21 protein-coding genes and 1 pseudogene are annotated in these 22,162 nt (G+C 71.3%); 12 read left to right on the plus strand and 10 right to left on the minus strand.

From position 1 onward, the window contains the following. The first annotated feature begins 57 nt into the window (after window positions 1-57). The 3 genes from ACTIFU_RS02685 to ACTIFU_RS02695 are packed head-to-tail and all read left to right on the plus strand — an operon-like array spanning window position 58 to window position 4,867. Window positions 58-1,230: an isovaleryl-CoA dehydrogenase gene (locus ACTIFU_RS02685; RefSeq protein WP_439576741.1), complete on the plus strand. Its 1,173-nt coding sequence runs from the start codon at window positions 58-60 to the stop codon at window positions 1,228-1,230. After that, window positions 1,227-2,834, plus strand: a complete 1,608-nt coding sequence (locus ACTIFU_RS02690) for a carboxyl transferase domain-containing protein (RefSeq protein WP_439576742.1) — start codon at window positions 1,227-1,229, stop codon at window positions 2,832-2,834. Before ACTIFU_RS02685 ends, ACTIFU_RS02690 begins: the two co-directional genes overlap by 4 nt. Before the next feature lie 5 nt (window positions 2,835-2,839). Beyond that, window positions 2,840-4,867, plus strand: coding sequence for an acetyl/propionyl/methylcrotonyl-CoA carboxylase subunit alpha (locus ACTIFU_RS02695; RefSeq protein ID WP_439576743.1), 2,028 nt, complete (start codon window positions 2,840-2,842; stop codon window positions 4,865-4,867). Between the two features lie 9 nt (window positions 4,868-4,876). Here the strand turns inward: ACTIFU_RS02695 and ACTIFU_RS02700 are convergent, their stop codons facing one another. Together ACTIFU_RS02700 and ACTIFU_RS02705 are read right to left on the minus strand one after the other, a co-directional pair. Further along, complete coding sequence (locus ACTIFU_RS02700) at window positions 4,877-5,266, minus strand: hypothetical protein (protein WP_439576744.1); 390 nt, start codon at window positions 5,264-5,266, stop codon at window positions 4,877-4,879. 31 nt (window positions 5,267-5,297) lie between these two features. Beyond that, complete coding sequence (locus tag ACTIFU_RS02705; protein ID WP_439576745.1) at window positions 5,298-5,657, minus strand: hypothetical protein; 360 nt, start codon at window positions 5,655-5,657, stop codon at window positions 5,298-5,300. Between the two features lie 148 nt (window positions 5,658-5,805). Between ACTIFU_RS02705 and ACTIFU_RS02710 the strand changes: the two genes are divergently transcribed. Further along, complete coding sequence (locus tag ACTIFU_RS02710; RefSeq protein WP_439576746.1) at window positions 5,806-7,461, plus strand: hydantoinase B/oxoprolinase family protein; 1,656 nt, start codon at window positions 5,806-5,808, stop codon at window positions 7,459-7,461. 3 nt (window positions 7,462-7,464) lie between these two features. After that, the gene (locus ACTIFU_RS02715; protein WP_439576747.1) at window positions 7,465-9,531 is read left to right on the plus strand and encodes a hydantoinase/oxoprolinase family protein; all 2,067 of its coding nucleotides are present in this window, start codon (window positions 7,465-7,467) and stop codon (window positions 9,529-9,531) included. Between the two features lie 2 nt (window positions 9,532-9,533). Here ACTIFU_RS02715 and ACTIFU_RS02720 read toward each other — a convergent pair whose 3' ends face one another. Next, a complete protein-coding gene (locus ACTIFU_RS02720) occupies window positions 9,534-10,358 on the minus strand; it encodes a helix-turn-helix transcriptional regulator (RefSeq protein WP_439576748.1) in 825 nt (274 codons plus the stop codon). 85 nt (window positions 10,359-10,443) lie between these two features. Here ACTIFU_RS02720 and ACTIFU_RS02725 point away from each other — a divergent pair, with 85 nt between their 5' ends. Further along, window positions 10,444-10,971 carry a hypothetical protein gene (locus ACTIFU_RS02725; RefSeq protein WP_439576749.1) on the plus strand — a complete coding sequence of 176 codons (528 nt, stop codon included), beginning with the start codon at window positions 10,444-10,446 and terminating at the stop codon, window positions 10,969-10,971. Then, window positions 10,968-11,345, plus strand: coding sequence for a VOC family protein (locus ACTIFU_RS02730; RefSeq protein WP_439576750.1), 378 nt, complete (start codon window positions 10,968-10,970; stop codon window positions 11,343-11,345). Before ACTIFU_RS02725 ends, ACTIFU_RS02730 begins: the two co-directional genes overlap by 4 nt. 4 nt (window positions 11,346-11,349) lie before the next feature. Here ACTIFU_RS02730 and ACTIFU_RS02735 read toward each other — a convergent pair whose 3' ends face one another. Genes ACTIFU_RS02735 through ACTIFU_RS02750 form a run of 4 tightly spaced genes read right to left on the minus strand, consistent with a single transcriptional unit; the run spans window position 11,350 to window position 12,812 of the window. Further along, on the minus strand, window positions 11,350-11,706 hold the full coding sequence (locus ACTIFU_RS02735; protein ID WP_439576751.1) for a DUF2155 domain-containing protein: 357 nt from the start codon (window positions 11,704-11,706) through the stop codon (window positions 11,350-11,352). Continuing rightward, the gene (locus ACTIFU_RS02740) at window positions 11,703-11,924 is read right to left on the minus strand and encodes a hypothetical protein (RefSeq protein ID WP_439576752.1); all 222 of its coding nucleotides are present in this window, start codon (window positions 11,922-11,924) and stop codon (window positions 11,703-11,705) included. The genes ACTIFU_RS02735 and ACTIFU_RS02740 overlap by 4 nt, the downstream gene beginning before the upstream one ends. A 1-nt stretch (window position 11,925) precedes the next feature. Continuing rightward, window positions 11,926-12,444 carry an outer membrane lipid asymmetry maintenance protein MlaD gene (gene mlaD, locus ACTIFU_RS02745; protein WP_439576753.1) on the minus strand — a complete coding sequence of 173 codons (519 nt, stop codon included), beginning with the start codon at window positions 12,442-12,444 and terminating at the stop codon, window positions 11,926-11,928. Then, window positions 12,441-12,812, minus strand: a complete 372-nt coding sequence (locus ACTIFU_RS02750; RefSeq protein WP_439576754.1) for an NADH:ubiquinone oxidoreductase subunit NDUFA12 — start codon at window positions 12,810-12,812, stop codon at window positions 12,441-12,443. The genes mlaD and ACTIFU_RS02750 overlap by 4 nt, the downstream gene beginning before the upstream one ends. A gap of 189 nt (window positions 12,813-13,001) precedes the next feature. Here ACTIFU_RS02750 and ACTIFU_RS02755 point away from each other — a divergent pair, with 189 nt between their 5' ends. Further along, a complete protein-coding gene (locus ACTIFU_RS02755) occupies window positions 13,002-14,363 on the plus strand; it encodes a hypothetical protein (protein WP_439576755.1) in 1,362 nt (453 codons plus the stop codon). Between the two features lie 41 nt (window positions 14,364-14,404). Further along, entirely contained in the window at window positions 14,405-14,875 is a 471-nt protein-coding gene (locus tag ACTIFU_RS02760; protein WP_439576756.1) for a RidA family protein, read from the plus strand. 73 nt (window positions 14,876-14,948) lie between these two features. Here ACTIFU_RS02760 and ACTIFU_RS02765 read toward each other — a convergent pair whose 3' ends face one another. Then, window positions 14,949-16,118, minus strand: coding sequence for a pyridoxal-phosphate-dependent aminotransferase family protein (locus ACTIFU_RS02765; RefSeq protein ID WP_439576757.1), 1,170 nt, complete (start codon window positions 16,116-16,118; stop codon window positions 14,949-14,951). 133 nt (window positions 16,119-16,251) lie between these two features. Between ACTIFU_RS02765 and ACTIFU_RS02770 the strand changes: the two genes are divergently transcribed. Then, window positions 16,252-16,593 carry a hypothetical protein gene (locus ACTIFU_RS02770; RefSeq protein WP_439576758.1) on the plus strand — a complete coding sequence of 114 codons (342 nt, stop codon included), beginning with the start codon at window positions 16,252-16,254 and terminating at the stop codon, window positions 16,591-16,593. Window positions 16,594-16,596: 3 nt separating this feature from the next. Here the strand turns inward: ACTIFU_RS02770 and ACTIFU_RS02775 are convergent, their stop codons facing one another. After that, window positions 16,597-18,333, minus strand: a complete 1,737-nt coding sequence (locus ACTIFU_RS02775; protein WP_439576759.1) for an SLC13 family permease — start codon at window positions 18,331-18,333, stop codon at window positions 16,597-16,599. Between the two features lie 400 nt (window positions 18,334-18,733). Here ACTIFU_RS02775 and ACTIFU_RS02780 point away from each other — a divergent pair, with 400 nt between their 5' ends. Next, window positions 18,734-19,717 carry an adenosine kinase gene (locus ACTIFU_RS02780; protein ID WP_439576760.1) on the plus strand — a complete coding sequence of 328 codons (984 nt, stop codon included), beginning with the start codon at window positions 18,734-18,736 and terminating at the stop codon, window positions 19,715-19,717. 120 nt (window positions 19,718-19,837) lie between these two features. Next, a complete protein-coding gene (typA, locus tag ACTIFU_RS02785; RefSeq protein ID WP_439576761.1) occupies window positions 19,838-21,664 on the plus strand; it encodes a translational GTPase TypA in 1,827 nt (608 codons plus the stop codon). Between the two features lies 1 nt (window position 21,665). On the opposite strand, the pseudogene ACTIFU_RS02790 reads toward typA, so the two are convergent. After that, window positions 21,666-22,162: pseudogene (locus ACTIFU_RS02790) on the minus strand (transposase); the annotation flags it as partial.

Genomic DNA, 22,162 nt, shown 5'->3' on the forward strand with positions numbered 1-22,162 from the left:
CCGCGCGGCGGCGCCGGCGCGCATGATTGGCGGCACCAGTCCGCGGATGCTTGACCCATGCTGCCGAACCGTCTGACCACCCTCGAGTTCGACCACGGCGACGACATCGCCATGCTGCGCGACAGCGTACGCGGTTTCGCCGCCGAGAAGATCGCCCCGCTCGCCGCCGAGATCGACCGCACCGATGAATTCCCGCGTCATCTCTGGCCGGAGATGGGTGCGCTCGGCCTGCACGGCATCACGGTCGACGAGCAGTACGGCGGTGCCAACATGGGCTATCTCGCGCAGTGCGTCGCGATGGAGGAGGTGAGCCGTGCCTCGGCCTCGGTCGGGCTCTCCTACGGCGCTCATTCCAATCTCTGTGTCAACCAGATCAAGCTGAACGGCACCGAGGAGCAGAAGCGGCGCTACCTGCCCAAGCTCATTTCGGGCGAGCATCTCGGTGCGCTTGCGATGAGCGAGCCCGGCGCGGGCTCCGACGTCGTGTCGATGAAGCTGCGCGCCGAGAAGCGCGGCGATCGCTACGTGCTGAACGGCACCAAGATGTGGATCACCAACGCGCACTACGCCGAGACCATGGTGGTCTATGCCAAGACCGATCCGGCAGCGGGCAAGGACGGCATCACCGCCTTCATCGTCGAGCGCGGCTTCACTGGATTCCGCCCTGCGCAGAAGCTCGACAAGCTTGGCATGCGTGGCAGCCCGACCAGCGAACTGGTGTTCGAGGACTGCGAGGTCCCGGAGGAGAACGTGCTCGGCCGCGTCGGCGGCGGCGTGCGCGTGCTGATGAGCGGGCTCGACTACGAGCGGGCGGTACTTGCTGCCGGCCCGCTCGGCATCATGCAGGCCTGCCTCGATGTCGTGCTGCCCTACGTGCACGAGCGCCGGCAGTTCGGCCAGCCGATCGGCGAGTTCCAGCTCATCCAGGGCAAGCTCGCCGACATGTACACGACCTTCAATGCCTGCCGCGCCTATGTCTATGCCGTGGCGCAGGCCTGCGACCGCGGGCGCGTCACCCGCAAGGATGCCGCCGGCGCGATCCTCTACACCGCCGAAGCAGCAACGAAGATGGCGCTGGACGCGATCCAGATCCTCGGCGGCAACGGCTACATCAACGACTACCCGACCGGGCGGCTCCTGCGCGACGCCAAGCTCTACGAGATCGGCGCCGGCACCTCCGAGATCCGCCGCATGCTGATCGGCCGCGAACTGTTCCGCGAGACCGCGTGACTCTGCTCCCAACCTCGGTCGATCCGCGTGCGGAGGATTTCCGCGCCAACGAGGCCGTGAACCGCGCCCTGGTGGCCGAACTGGGGGCGCGGCTCGCGGCGGCAGGCGCGGGCGGGCCAGCAGCTTCGCGCGAGCGTCACCTCTCGCGCGGCAAGCTGTTGCCGCGCGAGCGGGTCGAGCGACTGATCGATCCCGGCGCGCCGTTCCTCGAGCTCTCCCCGCTCGCCGCCTACGGGCTCTATGGCGGCGAGATCAACGCTGCCGGCATCATCACCGGCGTGGGTCGCGTGGCGGGGCGCGAGTGCGTGGTCGTCGCCAACGACGCCACCGTCCAGGGCGGCACCTACTTCCCGGTGACGGTGAAGAAGCACCTGCGCGCGCAGGAGATCGCTCAGGCGAATCGCCTGCCGTGCCTCTACCTGGTGGACAGCGGCGGCGCGAATCTGCCGAACCAGGACGAGATCTTCCCTGACCGCGATCACTTCGGCCGCATCTTCTACAACCAGGCGCAGATGTCGTCGCTCGGCATCGCGCAGATCGCCGTGGTGATGGGCAGCTGTACCGCAGGCGGCGCCTATGTGCCGGCAATGAGCGACGAGAGCGTGATCGTCAAGGAGCAGGGTACGATCTTCCTTGGCGGGCCCCCGCTGGTGAAGGCCGCCACCGGCGAGGTCGTCACGGCGGAAGAGCTGGGCGGCGCGGACGTGCACACGCGCCTCTCCGGTGTGGCCGACCACATGGCCAACGACGATGCGCATGCGCTGGCGCTGGCCCGGCGGATCGTCTCGCGGCTCAACACGCGCAAGACCATGCCCGTGGCGGTGCGCGAGCCCGCACCCCCGCGCTACGACCCCGAGGAGCTCTACGGGATCATTCCTGCCGACGTGCGCACGCCCTACGAGGTTCGCGAGGTCATCGCGCGCATCGTCGATGGCTCGGAGCTCGACGAGTTCAAGCCGCGCTACGGCACGACCATCGTCTGCGGGTTCGCGCGCATCTGGGGCTATCCCGCCGGCATCGTCGCCAACAGCGGCATCCTGTTCTCCGAGTCCTCACTCAAGGCCGCGCACTTCGTCGAGCTCTGCAGCCAGCGCGGCGTCCCGCTGGTGTTCCTGCAGAACATCGCCGGCTTCATGGTCGGCAAGACCTACGAGAACCGCGGCATCGCCAAGGACGGGGCGAAGCTGGTCACCGCGGTCGCCACCACATCGGTGCCCAAGTTCACCGTGCTGATCGGCGGCTCGTTCGGCGCCGGCAACTACGGCATGTGCGGCCGCGCCTACTCGCCGCGCTTCCTGTTCACCTGGCCGAACAGCCGCATCTCGGTGATGGGCGGCGAGCAGGCCGCGACCGTGCTCGCCACCATTCGCCGCGACAACCTCGCCCGCCAGGGCAAGGCGTGGCCCGCCGAGGCGGAGGAGGCGTTCAAGGCGCCGATCCGCGACAAGTACGAGCGCGAGGGTGATCCCTACTACGCCACCGCGCGGCTCTGGGACGACGGCATCATCGAGCCCGCGCGCACGCGCGATGTGCTTGGGCTCGCGATCTCCGCCGCGCTCAACGCGCCGATCGAGCCGACGCGGTTCGGCGTGTTCCGGATGTGAGCGCGATGTTCCGCTCGCTGCTCGTCGCCAACCGGGGCGAGATCGCCTGCCGCATCTTTCGCACCGCGCGGCGCATGGGGCTGCGCTGCATCGCCGTCTATTCCGAGGCGGATGCGCATGCGCTGCATGTCGAGCTCGCCGACGAAGCCTATCCGATCGGGCCTCCGCCCGCCGCATCGAGCTATCTCCGCATCGACCGCATCCTCGATGCGGCGAGGCAGGCCGGCGCAGAGGCGATCCATCCGGGCTACGGCTTCCTCGCCGAGACTGCCGACTTCGCCGAGGCGTGCGAACAGGCCGGCATCGTCTTCGTCGGCCCGCCGGCCCCGGCGATCCGCGCGATGGGATCCAAGGCCGCGGCCAAGGCGCTGATGGCCGAGGCGGGCGTTCCGTTGGTGCCCGGCTATCACGGCGACGCCCAGGACGACGCGCGGCTTTCCGCCGAGGCCGAGCGCATCGGCTATCCCGTGCTGATCAAGGCGAGTGCGGGCGGCGGCGGGCGCGGCATGCACATCGTCGAACGCGCTGCCGACTTCAGCGATGCGCTCGCCGCCGCGCGCCGCGTCGCCAAGGCCGCGTTCGGCGATGACCGCGTATTGCTCGAACGATATCTGCGCCGGCCGCGCCACATCGAGGTGCAGGTGCTGGGCGATGCGCACGGCACGATTCTCGACCTCTCCACGCGCGACTGCTCGGTGCAGCGCCGCTACCAGAAGGTGGTGGAGGAGGCACCCGCGCCCGACCTGCCCGACGCAGTGCGCACGGCCCTCGCCGAGGCCGCGGTCGATGCGGCGCGCGCTGTGGGCTACCGCAACGCCGGCACGGTCGAGTTCATCGCGGAAGACGACGCGTTCTACTTCATGGAAATGAACACGCGGCTTCAGGTCGAGCATCCGGTGACCGAGCTGATCACCGGCCTCGACCTGGTGGAGTGGCAGCTCCGCATCGCCGCCGGCGAGGCGCTGCCGTTCCGCGAACCGCCGCCGGTCGCCGGCCACGCCGTCGAGGCGCGGCTCTGCGCCGAGGACCCCACGCTTGACTGGCGCCCCGCGGTGGGCCGGCTCGACCGCTTCCTCCTGCCCGACGATGCGGTCGGCGTGCGTATCGACACCGGCGTGCGCGAGGGCGACACGATCACCCCGTTCTACGACTCGATGATCGCCAAGGTGATTGCACACGGCGAGGACCGTGCCGCCGCGCTGCGCCGTCTTGGCTTGGCCCTCGCCGCGATCCGCATTGACGGGGTCACGACCAATCTCGATCTGCTACGCCGGATCGTCGGCCACCCGTCCTTCCGCGCCGGCGACCTCTCCACCGGCTTCATCGCCGCGCATGCCGACGACCTGCTCGCCGCGCCGCGTCCAGTACCGGACCGCGCGCTGATCGCGGCCTCGGCCGCGCTGTTGCTGGACGAGCAGGACCGTGCCGAGCGCTTCGCGCGCGAGTCGGGCGACCCGCATTCGCCCTGGAACAGGCGCGATGGCTGGCGCCTGCACGGTGTGGCGTCTGCCGAGACGGAGCTGATCCAGGACGGTGTCGCGCGCCGCGTGCGCGCCGAGTACGGCGCGGGGGCGTGGACGTTGCGCTTCGCCACGGAAACCGGCGAGGCGGTCGCGCTCGACCTGCGCGCCAGGCGCGGGCTCGACCACGACTCCCTGTTGCTCGACGTCGATGGCGTACGCACGCGCGCCACTGTCCGACGCTACGGCGACGACATCGTCGTCACGCTCTCGGGCGCGGAGCCGGCGAGCGCAACGCTGACCGTGTCCCAGCGGCTCGGCACGGCGGCCGCGGCGCTTGCGGCCTCGGGGTCGGTCGCCGCGCCTATCCCCGGGCGCGTCGTCAAGGTGATGGTCGAGGCCGGGCAGGAGGTCGCGCGCGGCGAGGCGCTGGTGATCCTGGAGGCGATGAAGACCGAGCTGCGGATTGCCGCGCCGACCGATGGCACCGTCGTACGCGTCTGCGTGCAGGCGGGTGATCTGGTGTCGGAGGGGACAGAACTGGCCTTTGTTGAGGCGGAGGCCGGCCGATGACGGCTGCACTCAGCGTTGCGGCAGCGTCCGATCGACCTTGGCGAACACGCGCCGGGCGTGCGCACAGACGTGGCCGTCCGACGGGTGGTCCGCCCTGTCCACCCCGACGATGCGTCTGCGATACTGCGGGTGATGGCGGTCGATGTGCCGCACCAGTTCCTGCTTCGTGTCGCCCGGGCCGGTGATCAGCCGCCCCTGGGCGCCGGACATCGCCTCGACCACCTCATGCAGGAACCCGTCATCGGCATGCTGATGCTCGCGCGACCTGCTGCCGTGGGTACTGATATGCCGATCGGGCGCGCGGCCCGTCACGGTGATCCTCTCGGCCTCGGTCTCGGTGACGTGGAACGCCTTGGCCGCGTGCTGATCCAACCAGACGACGGCGTGGTGGTGACTCATGTCCGCTCCTGAAGGGTGCCGTGCAGGCGGGTCAGCGCACGCTGACGATCCGGAACACGAGTGCGTCGCCGTCGGTCTCGCGCACCGTCACGTACTCGCCGGGGCGGAAGACGTGGCCGTCGAGCTTGAACAGCGGTTCGTCGTCGGCCTCGCCCGGCTCGTAGGAGAACGCCCAGCCATGGCGGCCGTGGATCAGCGCGCCATGCTTGTCGGGTTCGTCGAGCCAGAAGCGGCGCACCGTGCATTCGGCGCGGCGCTGCCGCCACGTCTCGACATCGAGATGCCCGTCGGGTGTCAACGGCACGTGCAGCTCATAGCCGCGCGCGTTCGACCCCTCCGGAAACCCCGGGTTGCGCGCGAGCAGCATCTGGACCGTGTAGAGCCGTGGCATGCCATCCTCCGAGAGGCATGATCGTCCAGCGCCGAAGCGGAGTCCAATGATCTGCGTCAAGGCCGCTGAACCGCCCTACCCGTCCTGGTGCCGCCCGCCCGCGTGACCTAACGTCGCAGCGAGCCCTCCGACCGCGCAGGATTCCCCGATGGCCGAGATCGACCCCGTCACCGTATCCGTCGTGCAGCACCGCCTGCATGCGATCGTCGAGGAGATGGGCGAGGCGATGCTCCGCACCTCGTACTCCCAGATCCTGAACTCGAGCCGCGACTTCTCCACCGCGCTCAGCGATCCGGAAGGCCGACTGGTCGCGCAGGCCGAACATGTGCCGATCCATGTCGGGGCGCTGCCCTGGGCGGTGCGCTCCGTGCACGACTATTTCCGGGGCCGCATCCATCTGGGCGACGTGTTCCTGCTGAACGATCCGTACCGCGGCGGCAACCACCTGCCCGACCTGACCGCCTTCGTGCCGGTATTCGATGGCGACAGGCTCGCCTTCTGGGCGATCAACCGCTCGCACCAGAGCGATATCGGCGGCGCGACCCACGGCGCCTACAATCCGGGTGCGAAAGAGATCTGGCAGGAGGGCATCCGCGTCCCGCCGCTCAGGCTCTACGAGCGCGGGGAGCTCCGCGATGACGTCCATGAGCTGCTCGTGCTCAATGTTCGACACCCACGTGATTTCCGCGGCGACCTTGCGGCGATGATCGGCTCGGCGCGCGTGGGTGAGCGGCGGCTGAAGGCGCTGCTCGCCGAGTTCGGCTCGGCGACCACCCACGCGGCGATCGAGGCGGTGCTGGACGGCGCCGAGCGCCAGGTGCGCGCGGTGATCGCGTCCTGGCCCGACGGCGTCTATTACGGCGAGGCGATGATCGACGATGACGGCCATCGCTTCCGCGACATCCACATCCGCGCCAAGGTGACCAAGCGCGGCAGCGATCTCGACGTGGACCTGACCGACAGCCACGAGGAGGTCGATGGCTTCATCAACTCCTCCTACCCCAACACCTACTCGGCCGTGGTCGTGGCGCTGTCCTACCTGATCGATCCGGGAACGCCGAAGAACGACGGCGCGTTCCGCCCTGTCAAGCTGATCACCCGCGAGGGCACGATCGTGCACCCGCGGCCGGGCAAGCCCGTCACGCTCTGCACGAACTGCTGCGGCCAGGAGATCCTCGAAGCGGTGATCAAGGCGCTCGCTCCCGCCTGCCCCGACCGTGCCATGGCCGGCTGGGGGCGGCGCTTCCGCATCGCCATCCAGGGGGTCGATCCGCGCACGCAGCGCGCCTTCATCTGGCACCTGTTCCAGGCACGGCCCGGCGGCGGCGCCTCGCCGGCTGGGGACGGCTGGCCCGGCGCGGGCGAGTGGCAGGCCGCGGGCGGGATCAAGTTCGGCAGCCTGGAAGTGGCCGAGGTGCGCTTCCCGCTGTTCTTCCGCCGTCACGAGTTCCGCCCCGATTCGGGCGGCGACGGCACGTACCGGGGTGGTCCGGGCGGAGATCTCGAATTCGCGGTCGAAGTGGCCGAGCCCGCTGTCGCCAACACGGCCGGCGACGGCGTGACGTACGGCGCCTGCGGCATCCGGGGCGGGCTCGACGGCGCACCGCACCATTACGTGCTGCGCTCCGTGGGCTGCGAGGATCGTCCGCTCAAGACCAAGGAGGTCGGGATCGTCATCCGTCCGGGCGACGTGATCGCGGCGAAGTCAGGCGGCGGTGGCGGCTGGGGCGATCCGGCGGATCGCAGCGCGGAGGCGCGCGTGCGCGACCATGCGCTGGGTTTCGTCACTGGCGAGACGCGCTGAGCCATGGCCTGGACGATCGGCATTGATGTCGGCGGCACCTTCACCGACCTCGCCGCGGTGGATGATGCGGGACGCGTGATCCACGCCAAATCGGCCTCCACGCCCGAGGATCAGTCCGTCGGCGTGATGGCGGGGCTTGCGCTGCTCGCCGAGGCGCTGGGAGCGGAACGAACGGCAATGCTCGCGGCAACCACGCGGATCGTGCACGGCACCACGGTGGCGACGAACGCGTTGCTGGAGCGCAAGGGCGCGCGCGTGGGCCTGCTCACGACTCGAGGCCATATCGACGTGCTGGAGATGCGCGAGGGGCTGAAGGACGACCGCTACAACCTGCGCGTCCCGCCGCCCGAGCCGCTGGTGCCGCGCGACCGGCGCATCGGCGTCGAGGAACGCATCCGCCATGACGGCCGCGTCGAGACCGCACTGAGCACGGCGTCGCTGTCGCAGGCGATCCATGCGCTGAAGGCGAAGCAGGTGGACGCGGTCGCGGCCTGCTACTTCCACAGCTACCGCGACCCGACCCACGAGCGCATGACCGCCGAGGCGGTGCGCACCGCCATGCCCGGCTGCTACGTCTCGCTCTCCTCGGATGTACTGCCGCAGATCAAGGAGTACGAGCGCACCTGCACCACGGTGGTGAACGCCTATGTCGGACCGGCGCTGCAACGCTATCTTGAGCGGCTGGAGACGCGGCTGCGCGAGGCAGGGTTCACGGGACCGCTGCTGGTCATCCAGTCGCATGGCGGAGTCGCGACGGTCTCGGACGCGGTGCGGCTTGCAGCGGGCGCGGTGCTGTCCGGTCCCGCCGGCGGCGTTGCCGGGAGCCGCCATGTCGCGCGGCTGATCGGCCATGGCGACCTGATCCCCTTCGACATGGGCGGCACCAGCACCGACATCTCGCTGATCGCCGGCGGCGAGGCGGCAATCGCGTCGGACCGGAAGCTCGCCGGCCAGCGCGTCGGGCTGCAAAGTCTGGACATCGTCAGCATCGGCGCCGGCGGCGGTTCGATCGCGCGGGTGGACGCGGGTGGCGTGCTGCATGTCGGACCCGAGAGCGCGGGCGCGCTGCCCGGGCCCGCCTGCTATGGCCGGGGCGGCACCGTCGCGACCGTCACCGATGCCAATCTCGTGCTCGGCTATCTCGACGCGGCGAACTTCCTCGGCGGCCGGGCAACGCTCGACACGGAAGCCGCCACGCGGGCGGTCGATCACATCGCCGCGGCCCTCGATGTCGATCGCATGACCGCCGCCGAGGGAATCCACCGCGTCGTCAACACGCGGATGGCCGAGGGCGTGCGGCTTGTCTCGGTGCGGCGGGGGATCGATCCGCGACGCTTCGCGCTGCTGTCGTTCGGCGGTGCGGCCGGGCTGCACATCACCGAGATCGCGCGCCAGCTCGACCTCACCCGCGTGATCGTGCCGCGGCTCGCCGCCGTGCTGTCGGCCTGGGGCATGCTCGCCTCCGATCTGCGCTACGAGCTTGCGCGCACGCATATCGGCGATGCCAGCGGGCTCTCCGCGGAGGCGCTGCGGCGGATCTACCAGGAGATGGAGGACGAGGGCCGCGGCCGGCTGGCAGAGACCCGCTTCGAGGGGGAAGTGCGCGTGCACCGCTCGGCCGACATGCGCTACGGCGAGCAGATCTTCGAGATTCCGGTCGATCTGGACGGCATCGACTGGTCGGGTGGGGACCTCGTCCGGCAGATGGCCGAGGCGTTCCACACCCGTCACGAGGCGCTCTACACCTATGCGCTCAGGGATCAGGAGGCCGTGCTGGTGAATGCGCGCGTCGCGGTGATCGGTGTCTTGCTCGCGCTGCCCTCCGAGCCGCCGCGCCCGGCGACGGCCGCGTCCGCAGCGCGATCGCGCCGTCGCGTGCATCTCGGCCTCTGGCGGGAGGTGCCAGTGTTCGAGTTCGACGCCCTCGCCGCCGGACAGACCGTGGCCGGACCGGCGATCGTCGAGTCCGGCACCACCACGGTGCTGCTGCGCGGGGGCGATCGCGCCGAGGTCACGCCGCTCGGCTGGCTCGACATCGCAGTGAGCGGCAGGCTGGACGCGCCCCGGTAGCCTCAGTCACACGCCCGCTTGCGCCAGGCGCGTGGCGTCAGCCCGGTGACGCGGCGGAAGCGGTGGTTGAAGGTCGAGAGGTCGTTGAACCCGGCGTCGAGCGCGATCGTCGCGATCGCGTCATCACTCCGGCGCAGGCGGAGCGCGGCGCGCTGCAGCCGCCTGAGCAGCACGAAGCGATACGGCGTCGTGCCGGTGACGGCGCGGAAGCAGCGCAGGAAGTGGAACGGGCTCATGGCTTCCGCGCGCGCGAGTTCCGCCAGCGAGACGGGCTCCGACGGGTCGGCCTCGATCCGGCGCAGGATCCGGCTGATCCGGCGCTCGTCGCGCAGGCTCGGCGCCGGCCCGGCGCGTGCGCTCTCGGCGAACGTGCCCAGCACCGTGGCAGCGAGCGCGACCGTCAGCTCCTCGAACGCCTCCGCCTCGCCCGCCTCGCGCGCGGCCTCGGCCGCCGCGACGATCGGCACCACGGCCTCAGCGGGCGGCAGGCATGGTGCAGCGAAGCGGGTCCGGCGTACGCCCTTCACCCCGGCCGCGACGTCCTCGACGAACTCGGCCGTCATCTGGAAGGACAGGCAGCGATCGCCGCGCCCGTGCTCGTGCCCGCAGCGATAGCACTGGCCGGGATTGCCGAGCAGCAGAGCGCCCGGCGCCATCACCGCCGAGCCGGCGCTCGACCGGTACTGGAAGGTGCCGGCGGTCACGGCCGAGATCGACGGCATGTCGTGCCGCTCCTCGGTGCTGCGGTCATGCGGGCCGGCGGTGCAGATCACGTCGAGGACGTGCCAGCCCGGGCCTGAGGCGAGGCGGCGCGCGGTGATGGACATGCGAACAGGATAGCAACTTTCCCCAAGAACCGCTGCCCCGCCGGGTCTACAGCCTTGGCTCCCGACACCGGCAACGGATACGACGATGATCGCCTCCTCCTTCCTCGACGCCCTGCTCGCCGACGGCCCCGCGTCGGACCGGACCGAGCGGATGGGCCTCTACGCCTTCCTGGTCGGCAGCTGGACGATGGACGCGACGGTCCATTTCGATGACGGCACCGCGCATCACGGCACCGGCGAGGTGCACGCCTTCTGGGTGCTGGCCGGCCGCGCGATCCAGGATGTCTGGATCCTGCCCGGACTGTTCCACGGCACCACCTTGCGCATCTACGACGCCGCGCTCGATGCTTGGCACATCCTCTGGCACGACCCGCTGAAGCAGTACTACACGCGCCAGACCGGGCGCGCGCGCGATGGCGGCATCGTGCAGACCGGCTGGACCGACGCGGGCGAGGCGGTGCGCTGGAGCTTCACCGAGATGACCCCGGACTCGTTCCGCTGGCTCGGCGAGCGGTCACGCGACAGCGGCAGGACGTGGACGCTCCAGGCCGATTTCCGCGTGCGTCGGGTGTCCGCGCACGCTGCATCCCCGGTTGCGGAGGAACTCGCATGATCGACCACCTCTCCATCGGCGTCGGCGACATCGCGCTGGCGCGACGCTTCTACGACGCGGCGCTCGCCCCGCTCGGCTATCGCTGCCTCAGCGCGGATGCGGGCTCGCTCGGCTACGGAGACGAGACCGTGCGGTTCTGGGTCCTGAAGGTCGCGCGCCCGGTTCCGGCCGACCCGGAGTCGGGGCTGCATGTCTGCCTCACCGCGCCCTCGCGCGCGAGCGTCGATGCGTTCCACGCGGCGGCGCTGAGAACCGGAGGGACGGACAACGGGCGCCCTGGGGTCCGCGCCGACTACGCGCCGGACTACTACGCCGCTTTCGTCATCGATCCGGACGGCTATCGGATCGAAGCCTACTGCAAGCAGGCACCCTGATCCGCTATCGGCACTCGAGCACGCGCAAGTCATAGACCGCGTGCTCGAGCATGTTCAGTGCCGGGCTCGCGGCGAACATCCAGCCCGCGAACACGCGCTGCCCGTTCAGTCGGTTGTCCTTCACCGTAAGCCAGGCGGCTGCGTCCGGCTGCTCGTCGGCGGGGCGGCGATGGCACGTCGCGACCGCGATCTCCAGCGTGCCGAAGGTGACCGTCTGACCGACACGCGCCTCGATGGTCGAGATGCGCGCGGTCACCTTGTCGAGCGCCTGCAACTCGGCGGTCTCGCCCTGAACCCAGCCCGGACTCTGCGCGAGCGAGGGCGGCGCGACCAGCGCGAGCACCATCACGAGCCGCCTCATGGCGTGCCCGCTCCCGGCGGGGTGAGGCCCTCGACCAGCTCCGCCAGCAGCCGCTTCATCTCCGCCGGATCGACACCCATCAGGACCGCGTCCTCGTAGGCGTCGCGCAGCGTCTCGGCGAGTTCCTGCCAGTTCTCCTCGAGCACCCTGATCTTCTCGCGGCAGGAGACCGGGGCGCCGTCGGGCTGAAGCCACCGCCGGGGCGGAGCCGCACTCATCTCAGCCCCCCGGGCGGGCCGGGTTCGCGGGCGCCTGCTGCTGGCCCTGCGCCTCGCGGCCGACCGCCGAGACGAGATCGGTGACGGAGAAGATGAAGCGCCCGAGCAGCGCCTCCAGGCTGATCGCCGATTGGGTGGCCTCGATCGTGCTGCCATCCGCCAGCATCCGGTCCGACCCACCCGGCACCAGCGCGATATAGCGTCCGCCCAGCAGGCTCTCGGAGGTGATCTCGGCCGAGGTGTCGGTCGGAAGCTGAATTCCCGGGTCGATCTGCATGGTCACCACGGCGAGATAGGTCTCGCGGTCGATCCGCTGACCCACCACGCTGCCGATCTTCACCCCCGAGAGGCGCACAGCCGCGCCCTGCGGCAGGCCATCGATCCGGTCGAACTTCGCCGTCAGCGTGTAGCCGGTCGTGAGCGTCCGGCCGGAATGCGTCACCGCGTAGAACAGGAACACCGCGGCGACCGCGAGCACGAGCGCGCCGGCGAGGATCTCGGCGATGCTCCTGCGGTTCATCGGGGCGGTGCCGTGTCCATCTCGGGGGTCCAGGCCTCGTAGTCGCCGGTGGCGCGCGCCCGCCGCCCGCCCTCGAGCTCATGACCGGGCGGGCGATACGCCGCGGCCGTGCCAGTGAGGTTGGGCTGGTGCTCCTGCTGCCAAGGGTAGCGCTTGTCCTCGGGCAGCGGCGCGTCGGTGGTGTAGTGCAGCCAGGCATGCCACTCGGGCGGCACCTCCGACGCCTCGGCCTCGCGCGCGTACATGACCCAGCGGCGCTGGCGCATGCCGGAGCGCGCGCGGCGCTCCTCGTAGTAGGTGTTGCCGAACCGGTCGATGCCGACCTTGCGGCCGCGCCAGCGCGTGAACAGGCGGGTGCCGATCGTCATGGCAATGGGTGGTTCCTGGCCATCTGGGGCGCCGGTTTGTCGCACGTGCAGGCGGCTCGCGTCCAGCCGTGCGTCCCTACCGCATCTGGTGGACGAGGACGCGCGGGACCGCAAGATACGCTTCCCCTGGCACGCGACCCAGGCTATCGTCGCTGGGTTGACGGCCAGGCACCCACGGCCCGGAGCAGCATGAGCGAATCCTGGGACGGTTACGCCGCACTTGCCCACCAGGTAGGTCACGACGGCCGGGCAGGGCGCGTGGTGCTGCTGCCGCCCGCCTATGATGATGATGCGGCTGCCGCCCTGGCAGCGCTCTCGCCTGCGCCATCACTCGCCGCTGCGATCGAGCTGCTGTTGTGCGACTGGATGCGCGCGGGGCTCGCCCGCGGCGCCCTGCCCGGCCGCGCCGAGGCGCGGCTGTGGGCCGATGCGCTGCGCCACCAGGCCGCGCTGCGCCGCGGCTTGCCCGGGGAGTCGCTCTGGCACGGCCCACGCGGGCGCGATCGTGCCTGGCTGCTCGATCTCGCCGCCTTCGTCGAGCCGGACCAGACCTTCGCGACCGGCGCGCTCGCCCGTGCCGCCGCCGCCGCGACCACGGCGCTGGAGATCGCCGGGCCGTCCGGCCCGGTGCGCGCGGTCGCGGTGGTGCCGGCAGGTGTCGCCGGTGCGCTGATGGCCGCCGGCGTGCCCTATGCTTGGCCCGAGGGGCGTGCGACGGCCGCGGCGCTGCTCGCGGTCGTGCTCGGGGCCGCGGCGGAGGCCGCGGCCGCACTCGCGCTCCGACTGGGTCCCTGCCCCGCCTGGACCGACCGGCGCACCGCGGTGCTGCGCGCCATGGAGGCGGCGATCGCGGCGCTGCCGCCTGGAGCCGACGGGGGTCTCGGCGCTGCCGCCTCGGCAGCGATCGAGCGCGGCTTTGCTGCCGCGCGCCGGCACGGGCTGCGCGTGCTCGGGCTCGTGTCCCTGCGGCCGGCCAACCAGGTCGAGGGGCTGCTCGGCGCCGACAGCGCCGGGCACCATCCGGTCGCCTCGATCGTGCGCTCGGTGGACGGCCCCGACGGGCGGCCGCGGCGCCTCCTCGCCCCCGCGGCGGCGCGGGCCATCCTCGCGCTCGGCCTGCCGGCCGCCGAGCGGGTCGCCGCGATCGCGCATATCGTCGGGCGGGGGACGCTCGCCGGCGCGCCGCCGGCCGGCCTCACCCGACTGGCGACGCTGGGCATCCCCCGGGAGGCCGTCGAGCCGCATCTGCGCGGCGCCGTCTCGCTCGCCCACGCGGTGGCTCTCGCCGCACCCGGCGTGCGGCTGCCGGCCGATGACCCTGCCCTTGCCGGGCTCGAGCGGCACGCGATCGGCGCCGGCACGGCTGACGAGGCCCCGTTCCTGCCGCCCCGCCTGCGCGCGGCGCTGGCCGAGGGGGCCGAGCCGTCGGCGCAGGACGCCATGGCGCAAACGCTCGCGCCGTTCCTGCGGCTCGGGCTGGATGTCGCCGTGCCCGCCAAGCCCCGCCGCGCCGCAGCGCACACGCCGGACGCCCTGGCCCATGCGTCCTGACGCGGCTAGGGTCACTCAGCGACCGCAGGGGAGACCGCCACATGGCCGGACGGATCGAGACACGCCTGAACGAGCTTGGCATCGTGTTGCCGGAGGCAGCCGCGCCGATGGCGAACTACGTGCCGTTCGTCGTCGCAGGCCATCTCGTCGTGATCTCCGGCCAGGTGCCGCTGAAGGACGGCAGGATCGCCGTGACCGGCAAGGTCGGGGCGAGCGTCACCGTGGAGCAGGGCCAGGAGAGCTGCCGGCTCTGTTTCATCAACGTGCTTGCGCAGCTCAAGGCGGCGTGCGGCGGGGATCTGGATCGGGTGAAACACGCGGTGCGGCTCGGCGGGTTCATCTCGTGCCCACCCGAGTTCACGCAGCAGGCGCAGGTGATGAACGGCGCGTCGGACCTGTGCGTCGCGGTGTTCGGCGATGCCGGGCGGCATGCGCGGACGACGATCGGGGTGCCGTGCCTGCCGGGGGATGCGGCGACGGAAGTCGAGGGAATGTTCGTTTTGGCGGGGTGAAGGGGATGGGCCCTTGTCACTCTGGTGGCCGCTTCCGTCGTAGGCCTCCCCCCGCACCTCCCGTCCCGGTCAGCTAGGCCAGGGCGTCCATTGCCGCCTGGACCCCGCCTCGTCCATGCGGGACGCCGAGATCGCGCAGCGTCATCTCCACGGCGCCGAGCGTGCCGAGCACCATCGGCTCGTTCAGGTCGCCGAGATGGCCGATGCGGAACACGCGCCCGCCCAGCGCGCCGAGCCCGCCGCCGAGCGAGACGTTGTAGCGCTCCGCGGCCTGGCGGCGCAGCGCCTCGGCATCGACGCCGTCCGGCACCAGGATCGCGGTGACGCTGTTCGACTGCCGCGCCGGATCGACGCAGTAGATCTGCGGGCCGTCATTGCCCGACCAGGTCCGCACGGCGGCGCGCACCGCGCCACCGAGCCGCGCATGGCGCGCGAACACCGCCTCCAGCCCCTCCTCCTCGATCAGCCTGAGCGCCTCGGCAAGGCCGTGGAACATCTGCGTCGGCACCGTGCCGACGAAGCTGCGATGCGGCCGGTTCAGCATCACCGACCAGTCCATGTAGTGCCGCGGCAGGCGCGCCCTGCGATGCGCCTCCATCCCCTTCGCGCTGACGGCGGTAAACGCCATGCCAGTGGGCAGCATCAGCCCCTTCTGGCTGCCGCCCACGGCGAGGTCGATCCCCCACTCGTCCATCCGGAACGGCATCGACCCGAGCGAGGAGATCGTGTCGGAGAGCAACAGCGCGGGGTGCTTCGCGGCGTCGATCGCCGCGCGGATCGCGGCCTGCGGCACGGTCACGCCGGTGCTGGTCTCGTTGTGCACCGCGCAGACCGCCTTGATCGCATGGCCGGCATCGGCGCGCAGAGCCGCCTCCACTGCGGCCGGATCGACCCCGCGCCGGCGGTCCGCCGTTACCGTCTCGACCTCGAGGCCGAACTTGCGCGCCATCTCCGTCCAGGACTCCGAGAAATAGCCGGACTCCAGCATCAGCAGGCGATCGCCCGGGCTGAACAGATTGACGAGGCTCGCCTCCCAGGCGCCGTGGCCGGAGGAGGCCATCATGAACACCTCACCCGAGGCGCCGAGCACGCGCTTCAGCCGCGCGGTGCAGTCACGCACCAGCGCGATGAACGCCTCCTCCATGAAGTCCTGGGCCGGGCGGTCGATCGCGCGGAGGACGCTGTCGGGAATGTTGGTCGGGCCGGGATTGGCGAAGAACTGTCGGCCGCGAGGCTTCTGCATGATGGGCTCCTGAAGGCGGTGGGATCGCTACGGCACCGCCGCGACCCTCCCCGAGACTTCGCATTCGCGCAAGCGGGGCGAACACCGGGTGTGTTTGCCGCGCGCGCCGCCTGCTGGTATCGTCAAGCGCAGCATGACGTTCCGGCTTGCCGTCGCGATCCTGGCGCTGAGCGCCGCACCGGCACTGGCGCAGGCCACGTGGCCCGCACCGGCCGGGCCCGGGCTGCAACGTCTTGTCATCCCGCCGGCCGCCGATGCGGTGGCGGCGCGCCCCGCGCCGTCGGAACGCAAGTCCGAGATCCCCCCCGCGCCGCGCAAGCTCGCCGTCGCTCCGGCCGCCGCTGCGGGGCCGGCGGCCGCTGGGCTTGCGGCGGGCGGTCTCGCCGGCCCGCTGCCGCTCGGTCTTCTCGCAGCGGCAGCACTCGCGACGGCAGCGGCCGCCGGCGGCACCGGCAGCACCGTCACCACGCGCTGACCGCTATGCCGACGCCATCGTGGTGAGGATCGGTGTCGCCACCGCGAGCGCAACCAGCTCCAGCGGCAGGCCCACACGCCAGTAGTCACCGAACCGGTAGCCGCCCGGTCCCATCACCAGCAGGTTGTTCTGGTGCCCGATCGGCGTGAGGAAGGCCGAGGAGGCGCCGATCGCCGTCGCCAGCAGGAACGGATCGATCGGTGCGCCGAGCGCCCGCGCGAGCCCGATCGCGACCGGCGACATCACCGCCGCGGTGGCCGCATTGTTCATCACGTCCGACAGCGTCATGGTCAGCGCCATCAGCACGGCGAGCGCCACGGGCAGCGCTGGCGTGCCGATCGTCTCGAAGGTGAGCCGCACGACGGCATCGGCCGCACCGGTGGTCTCCATCGCGCGCGCGACCGGCATCATCGCGCCCAGCACCACCAGCACCGGCCAGTCGATCGCGCCATAGGCCGCGCGCGCCGTGACCGCGCCCAGCGCCACCGCAACCGCCGCGGCGGCGGCGAGTGCCACCGGTGCCGGGGCGATGCCGGCGGCGGCGAGCGCCACCCCGGCGACGAGCGGCAGCACCGCCCGCAGGGTCCGCTCGGACGCCATCGCCAGGCTGCGCGGCGCGAGTGGCAGCAGCCCGGTCGCGGACTGGAACGCCGCCAGCGTCTCCTCACGGCCCTGCAGCAGCAGCACATCGCCCGGCTCGATCCTGAGCCGCGCGAGCGACTGCCGGCGCACCGTGCCGTGGCGCGACAACCCGACCAGATTGACGCCCCAGACATCGCGCAGCCGCACCGAGGCTGCGTTGCGGCCGACCAGCCGACTGTCCGAGGTCACCACGGCCTCGGCCACCACAAGCCCGCTGCCCTTCGTCGCCTTCTCAGCCAGTGCCAGTCCGAGGGTCTCGAGCCCGGGCCCCAGCGCCTCGGCCTCGGCCTCCAGCAACAGCCGATCGCCGGCGCGCAGCACGGTCGAGCCGTGCGGCACGCGCGTGCGGTCGCCGGCACCGATCAGCGCCAGCACCTGGCCGTCGTAGTCGGAGAGCGCCTCGTCGAGGTCCTTCACCGTGAGTCCATTGGCCTTGCCCTCCTCATCGACCGAGACCTCGACGACGTAGGGAGCGATGTCGCGCACGTCCTCGGCCGAGCCTTCCCGCTTCGGCGCCAGCCGCCAGCCGATCAACGCGAGATAGGCGAGACCGGCGAGCGCGACCGGCAGCCCGGCGGTCGAGAACGCGAAGAAGGTGAACGGGCCGAGATCGGCGCTGGCGCGCGCGTCCGAGACGATCACGTTGGGCGGCGTCCCGATCAGCGTGGTCATGCCGCCGAGGATGGTGGCGAAGGAGAGCGGCATCAGCAGGGCGCCGGGGGCGATGCCGTCGCGGCGGCAGACGCGCAGCGCCGCCGGGATCAGCAGGCTCAGCGCGGCGACATTGTTGATGAAGGCCGAGGCCGCCGCGCCGATGCCACCCAGCACCAGGATCGCCATCATCGCCCCGCTGCCGGCCGGCAGCAGCCGGTCGGCGAGCCCCTGCACGAGGCCGGTCTCCTCGACCGCGCGCGACAGGACGAGTGCCGCGGCAACCGTGACCACCGCCGGCGCGCCGAAGCCGGCGAAGGCGTCGGTTGCCGGCACGAGTCCGAGCGCCACCGCGACCAGCAGCGCGCCGAGGGCGGCGAGATCGGGGCGCACCCGGCCCGAGGCCATCGCCACGATCACGCCGAGCAGCAGCCCGAGGATTGTCAATTGGGATGTCGTCATCCGTATACCTTCGGCGCCAGCGACGCAGTACCGCCGCCATGCCTCTTCAGAGTGCCTGCGGTGCACCCGCGTGGCAGGGAAGCGCCCCCGTCTGCCCCAGGCAAGCGTTTCTGGTCGCCCCACGGCGGCCACCGTGGGGCCCCAGCCACGGGAGATCCTCGCGGACCGTGTCTGCGTGGGCGACGAGACGCGGAGGTCGTGTGCCGTGAGGCGGTGAACCTGGCGGTGAGCTGCCGCAACCCGCCTGCGGTCCTGAATGAGGGTCCGGACCGGCTGCCGTACGGGTTCGACCCGCGCGCCGCCCGACCGCGTGCAGCGATGCCCCCATCATGGCGCCCGCCTGCCCGTCAGGCTAAGGGACAGGCGCACAGCAGATCGGAGCCCCATGACCTACGACCTCCTCGGCATCGGCAACGCCATCGTCGACGTGCTGGCGCGCTGCGACGACGCCTTCATCTCGGCGCACGGCCTGAACAACGGCGCGATGACCCTGATCGACGCCGCCCGCGCCGAGGCGCTGTATGCCGCAATGCCCCCGGCCGTCGAGGTCTCGGGCGGGTCGGCGGCGAACACCATGGCGGCGTTCGCGAGCCTCGGCGGTCGCGGCGCCTTCATCGGCAAGGTGGCGAACGACCAGCTCGGCGCCGTGTTCCGCCACGACATCCGTGCCGCCGGGGTCGCCTTCGAGACCCCGGCCGCGAACGGCGGCGCGCCCACCGCGCGCTGCCTGATCCTGGTCACGCCGGACGCGCAGCGCACCATGAACACCTTCCTCGGCGCCTGCGTCGGCCTGTCGGAGGCGGATGTGGACGAGGCGACGGTCGCCGGCGCGGCCGTGACCTATCTCGAGGGCTACCTGTTCGACCCGCCGGCCGCCCAGGCCGCCTTCCGCAAGGCCGCGCGCGTCGCCCATGCGGCCGGACGCCAGGTGGCGCTGACGCTGTCCGACCCGTTCTGCGTCGCCCGCCACCGTGCGGCGTTCCGCTCGCTCGTGGCCGACGAGATCGACGTCCTGTTCGCCAACGAGCATGAGGTCCTGTCGCTCTACGAGGTCGCGAGCTTCGAGGACGCCGTCGCCGCCGTGCGCGCCGAGACGCGGGTGGCCTGCCTCACCCGCAGCGAGAAGGGCAGCGTGATCGTCGCCGACGGTGCCGTGCACACGATCGCGGCGGAGCCGACCACGGTGGTGGACACCACCGGCGCCGGCGACGCCTACGCCGCCGGGTTCCTCGCCGGGCTGGTGCGCAGCCGGCCCCTGGCGGAGTGCGGCGTGATGGCCTCGGTGGCCGCCGCCGAGGCGATCAGCCATTTCGGCGCACGGCCGGTGGCCCCGCTGGCGCAGCTCGTGAAGGATCGCCTGACGGCCTGATGCCCCCTCGGCCCGCATCCGTCACAGGACAGCAACACTGACTTTTCACTCGCGGAATGCGGGCCATCCCCTTATGTGTGCGGCGCAGCAGAGCGCCCCGCTGGGGCAGAGGACGACATGATGGATATCCGCAACATCGCGATCATCGCGCACGTCGATCACGGCAAGACGACCCTGGTGGACCAGCTTCTCCGCCAGTCCGGCGCGTTCCGCGAGAACCAGCAGGTCGCCGAGCGCGCGCTCGACCGCAACGACCTCGAACGCGAGCGGGGCATCACCATCCTCGCCAAGTGCACCTCGGTGGTGTGGAAGGGCGTGCGGATCAACATCGTCGACACGCCCGGCCACGCCGATTTCGGCGGCGAGGTCGAGCGCATCCTGAACATGGTGGACGGCGCGATCGTGCTGGTGGACGCCGCCGAGGGTCCGCTGCCGCAGACCAAGTTCGTGGTCGGCAAGGCGCTCGCGCGCGGGCTGAGGCCGATCGTGGTGGTGAACAAGGTGGACCGGCAGGACGCCCGCCCCGACGAGGTGCACAACGAGGTGTTTGACCTGTTCGCCGCGTTGGGCGCGTCCGACGAGCAGCTCGACTTCCCGATGCTCTACGCCTCGGGCCGGCAGGGCTGGGCGGACGTGGCGTTGGATGGGCCAAAGCGCGATCTCTCGGCGCTGTTCGATCTCGTGCTGTCGCACGTGAAGGCGCCGGCGCTCGACAAGGATGCGCCGTTCGCGATGGCGGCCACCATCCTCGACTACGACAACTTCCTCGGCCGCGTGCTGACCGGGCGGCTGGAGCAGGGCCGCGCGCGCGTGAACATGCCGTTGAAGGTTCTGCGGGCGGACGGTTCGGTGATCGAGACGGGTCGGCTGTCCAGGCTGATGTCGTTCCGCGGGCTCGAGCGCGTGCCGGTGGACGAGGCCGAGGCGGGCGACATCATCGCGATCGCGGGTCTCGCCGAGGCAACGGTGCCCGACACGATCTGCGCGCCCGAGCAGACCGCGCCGCTGCCGGCGATCCCGGTCGATCCGCCGACGCTGTCGATGACGTTCCGGATCAATGACGGCCCGCTCGGCGGGCGCGAGGGCAAGAAGGTGACGTCCCGCCAGATCCGCGACCGGCTGTATCGCGAGGCCGAGGGCAATGTCGCGATCAAGGTGAAGGACAGCGAGGAGGTCGAGGCGTTCGAGGTCGCCGGCCGCGGCGAGTTGCAGCTTGGCGTGCTGATCGAGACCATGCGTCGCGAGGGGTTCGAGCTGACGATCGGCCGGCCGCGCGTGATCCTGAAGCGCGACGAGGCGACCGGCGAGCGGCTCGAGCCGTTCGAGGAGGTGCTGATCGATGTCGACGAGCAGCACTCGGGCGTGGTGGTCGAGAAGATGTCGTTGCGCAAGGGCGAGCTGCGCGACATGCGTCCGTCGGGTGCGGGCAAGACGCGGCTCACCTTCCTGATCCCCGCGCGCGGGTTGATCGGCTATCACGGCGAGTTCCTGACGGATACGCGTGGCACCGGCATCATGAACCGTCTGTTCGCGGGGTATTTCCCGTGGAAGGGCGCGATCGAGGGGCGGCGCAACGGGGCCTTGATCTCGAACGCGGACGGCGAGGCGGTGCACTACGCGCTATTCTACCTGCAGGAGCGCGGCGTGTTGTTCGTCCATCCGGGCGAGAAGGTCTATGCGGGGATGATGATCGGTGAGAACAGCCGGGCGGAGGATCTGGAGGTCAATCCGATCAAGGAGAAGAAGCTCACCAACATTCGCGCCGCCGGCAAGGACGACGCGATGCTGCTGGTGCCGCCGCGGCGGATGAGCCTGGAGCAGGCGATCGCCTATGTCGACGATGACGAATTGGTGGAGGTGACACCGTCCGCGATCCGTCTGCGCAAGCGGTTCCTTGATCCGCACGAGCGCAAGCGCGCGGAGCGCCGCGCGGAGGAGGCCGCGTAGCGGCCTGTTGCCACGGGCGTCGATCCCCGAGGATGGCGTTGAGGATGGTGAGGAGTTTGCGGGCGACCGCGATGAGGGCGACCATTCTTGGCTTTCCTGCGTCGCGGAGGCGGTCGAAGAAGGCGCGCAGGGCGGGGTTGTGGCGGCGCGCGACCATGGCGCCGAGGAACAGGGCGGCACGCACGGAAGCACGGCCACCGGCGATCGCGGCCTTGCCGCGCCACTGGCCGGACTGGCGGGTGAAGGGGGCGAGGCCGGCGAGGGCGGTGATCTCTCTGCGGTCGAGGGAGCCGAGTTCCGGCAGTTCGGCGATGAGGGTGCGGGCGATGGTCTTGCCGATGCCGGGGACGGAGGCGAGCAGGTCCTCGGTCTTGCGCCAGGCGGGGGAGGAGCGGACGGCCTCGTCGATGCCGGTGTCGAGGTCGGCGAGTTCGCGTTCGAGCGCGGCGATCAGCCGGGCGGCGCTGCGCTTCAGCCGGGGTGCGGTGAAGTGCCGTT

Source organism: Elioraea sp., assembly GCF_051860475.1.
GTDB lineage: Bacteria > Pseudomonadota > Alphaproteobacteria > Acetobacterales > Acetobacteraceae > Elioraea.

What these genes read in the sequence shown, in the direction of transcription:
- ACTIFU_RS02715 (WP_439576747.1), top strand. Translation starts at nt 7,465, where the DNA reads ATGGCCTGGACGATCGGCATTGATGTCGGCGGCACCTTCACCGACCTC.
- ACTIFU_RS02700 (WP_439576744.1), bottom strand. Translation starts at nt 5,266, where the DNA reads ATGAGTCACCACCACGCCGTCGTCTGGTTGGATCAGCACGCGGCCAAG.
- mlaD (WP_439576753.1), bottom strand. Translation starts at nt 12,444, where the DNA reads ATGAACCGCAGGAGCATCGCCGAGATCCTCGCCGGCGCGCTCGTGCTC.
- ACTIFU_RS02780 (WP_439576760.1), top strand. Translation starts at nt 18,734, where the DNA reads ATGACCTACGACCTCCTCGGCATCGGCAACGCCATCGTCGACGTGCTG.
- ACTIFU_RS02760 (WP_439576756.1), top strand. Translation starts at nt 14,405, where the DNA reads ATGGCCGGACGGATCGAGACACGCCTGAACGAGCTTGGCATCGTGTTG.
- ACTIFU_RS02710 (WP_439576746.1), top strand. Translation starts at nt 5,806, where the DNA reads ATGGCCGAGATCGACCCCGTCACCGTATCCGTCGTGCAGCACCGCCTG.
- ACTIFU_RS02740 (WP_439576752.1), bottom strand. Translation starts at nt 11,924, where the DNA reads ATGAGTGCGGCTCCGCCCCGGCGGTGGCTTCAGCCCGACGGCGCCCCG.
- ACTIFU_RS02705 (WP_439576745.1), bottom strand. Translation starts at nt 5,657, where the DNA reads ATGCCACGGCTCTACACGGTCCAGATGCTGCTCGCGCGCAACCCGGGG.
- ACTIFU_RS02755 (WP_439576755.1), top strand. Translation starts at nt 13,002, where the DNA reads ATGAGCGAATCCTGGGACGGTTACGCCGCACTTGCCCACCAGGTAGGT.
- ACTIFU_RS02695 (WP_439576743.1), top strand. Translation starts at nt 2,840, where the DNA reads ATGTTCCGCTCGCTGCTCGTCGCCAACCGGGGCGAGATCGCCTGCCGC.
- typA (WP_439576761.1), top strand. Translation starts at nt 19,838, where the DNA reads ATGGATATCCGCAACATCGCGATCATCGCGCACGTCGATCACGGCAAG.
- ACTIFU_RS02685 (WP_439576741.1), top strand. Translation starts at nt 58, where the DNA reads ATGCTGCCGAACCGTCTGACCACCCTCGAGTTCGACCACGGCGACGAC.
- ACTIFU_RS02735 (WP_439576751.1), bottom strand. Translation starts at nt 11,706, where the DNA reads ATGAGGCGGCTCGTGATGGTGCTCGCGCTGGTCGCGCCGCCCTCGCTC.
- ACTIFU_RS02720 (WP_439576748.1), bottom strand. Translation starts at nt 10,358, where the DNA reads ATGTCCATCACCGCGCGCCGCCTCGCCTCAGGCCCGGGCTGGCACGTC.
- ACTIFU_RS02765 (WP_439576757.1), bottom strand. Translation starts at nt 16,118, where the DNA reads ATGCAGAAGCCTCGCGGCCGACAGTTCTTCGCCAATCCCGGCCCGACC.
- ACTIFU_RS02750 (WP_439576754.1), bottom strand. Translation starts at nt 12,812, where the DNA reads ATGACGATCGGCACCCGCCTGTTCACGCGCTGGCGCGGCCGCAAGGTC.
- ACTIFU_RS02770 (WP_439576758.1), top strand. Translation starts at nt 16,252, where the DNA reads ATGACGTTCCGGCTTGCCGTCGCGATCCTGGCGCTGAGCGCCGCACCG.
- ACTIFU_RS02730 (WP_439576750.1), top strand. Translation starts at nt 10,968, where the DNA reads ATGATCGACCACCTCTCCATCGGCGTCGGCGACATCGCGCTGGCGCGA.
- ACTIFU_RS02725 (WP_439576749.1), top strand. Translation starts at nt 10,444, where the DNA reads ATGATCGCCTCCTCCTTCCTCGACGCCCTGCTCGCCGACGGCCCCGCG.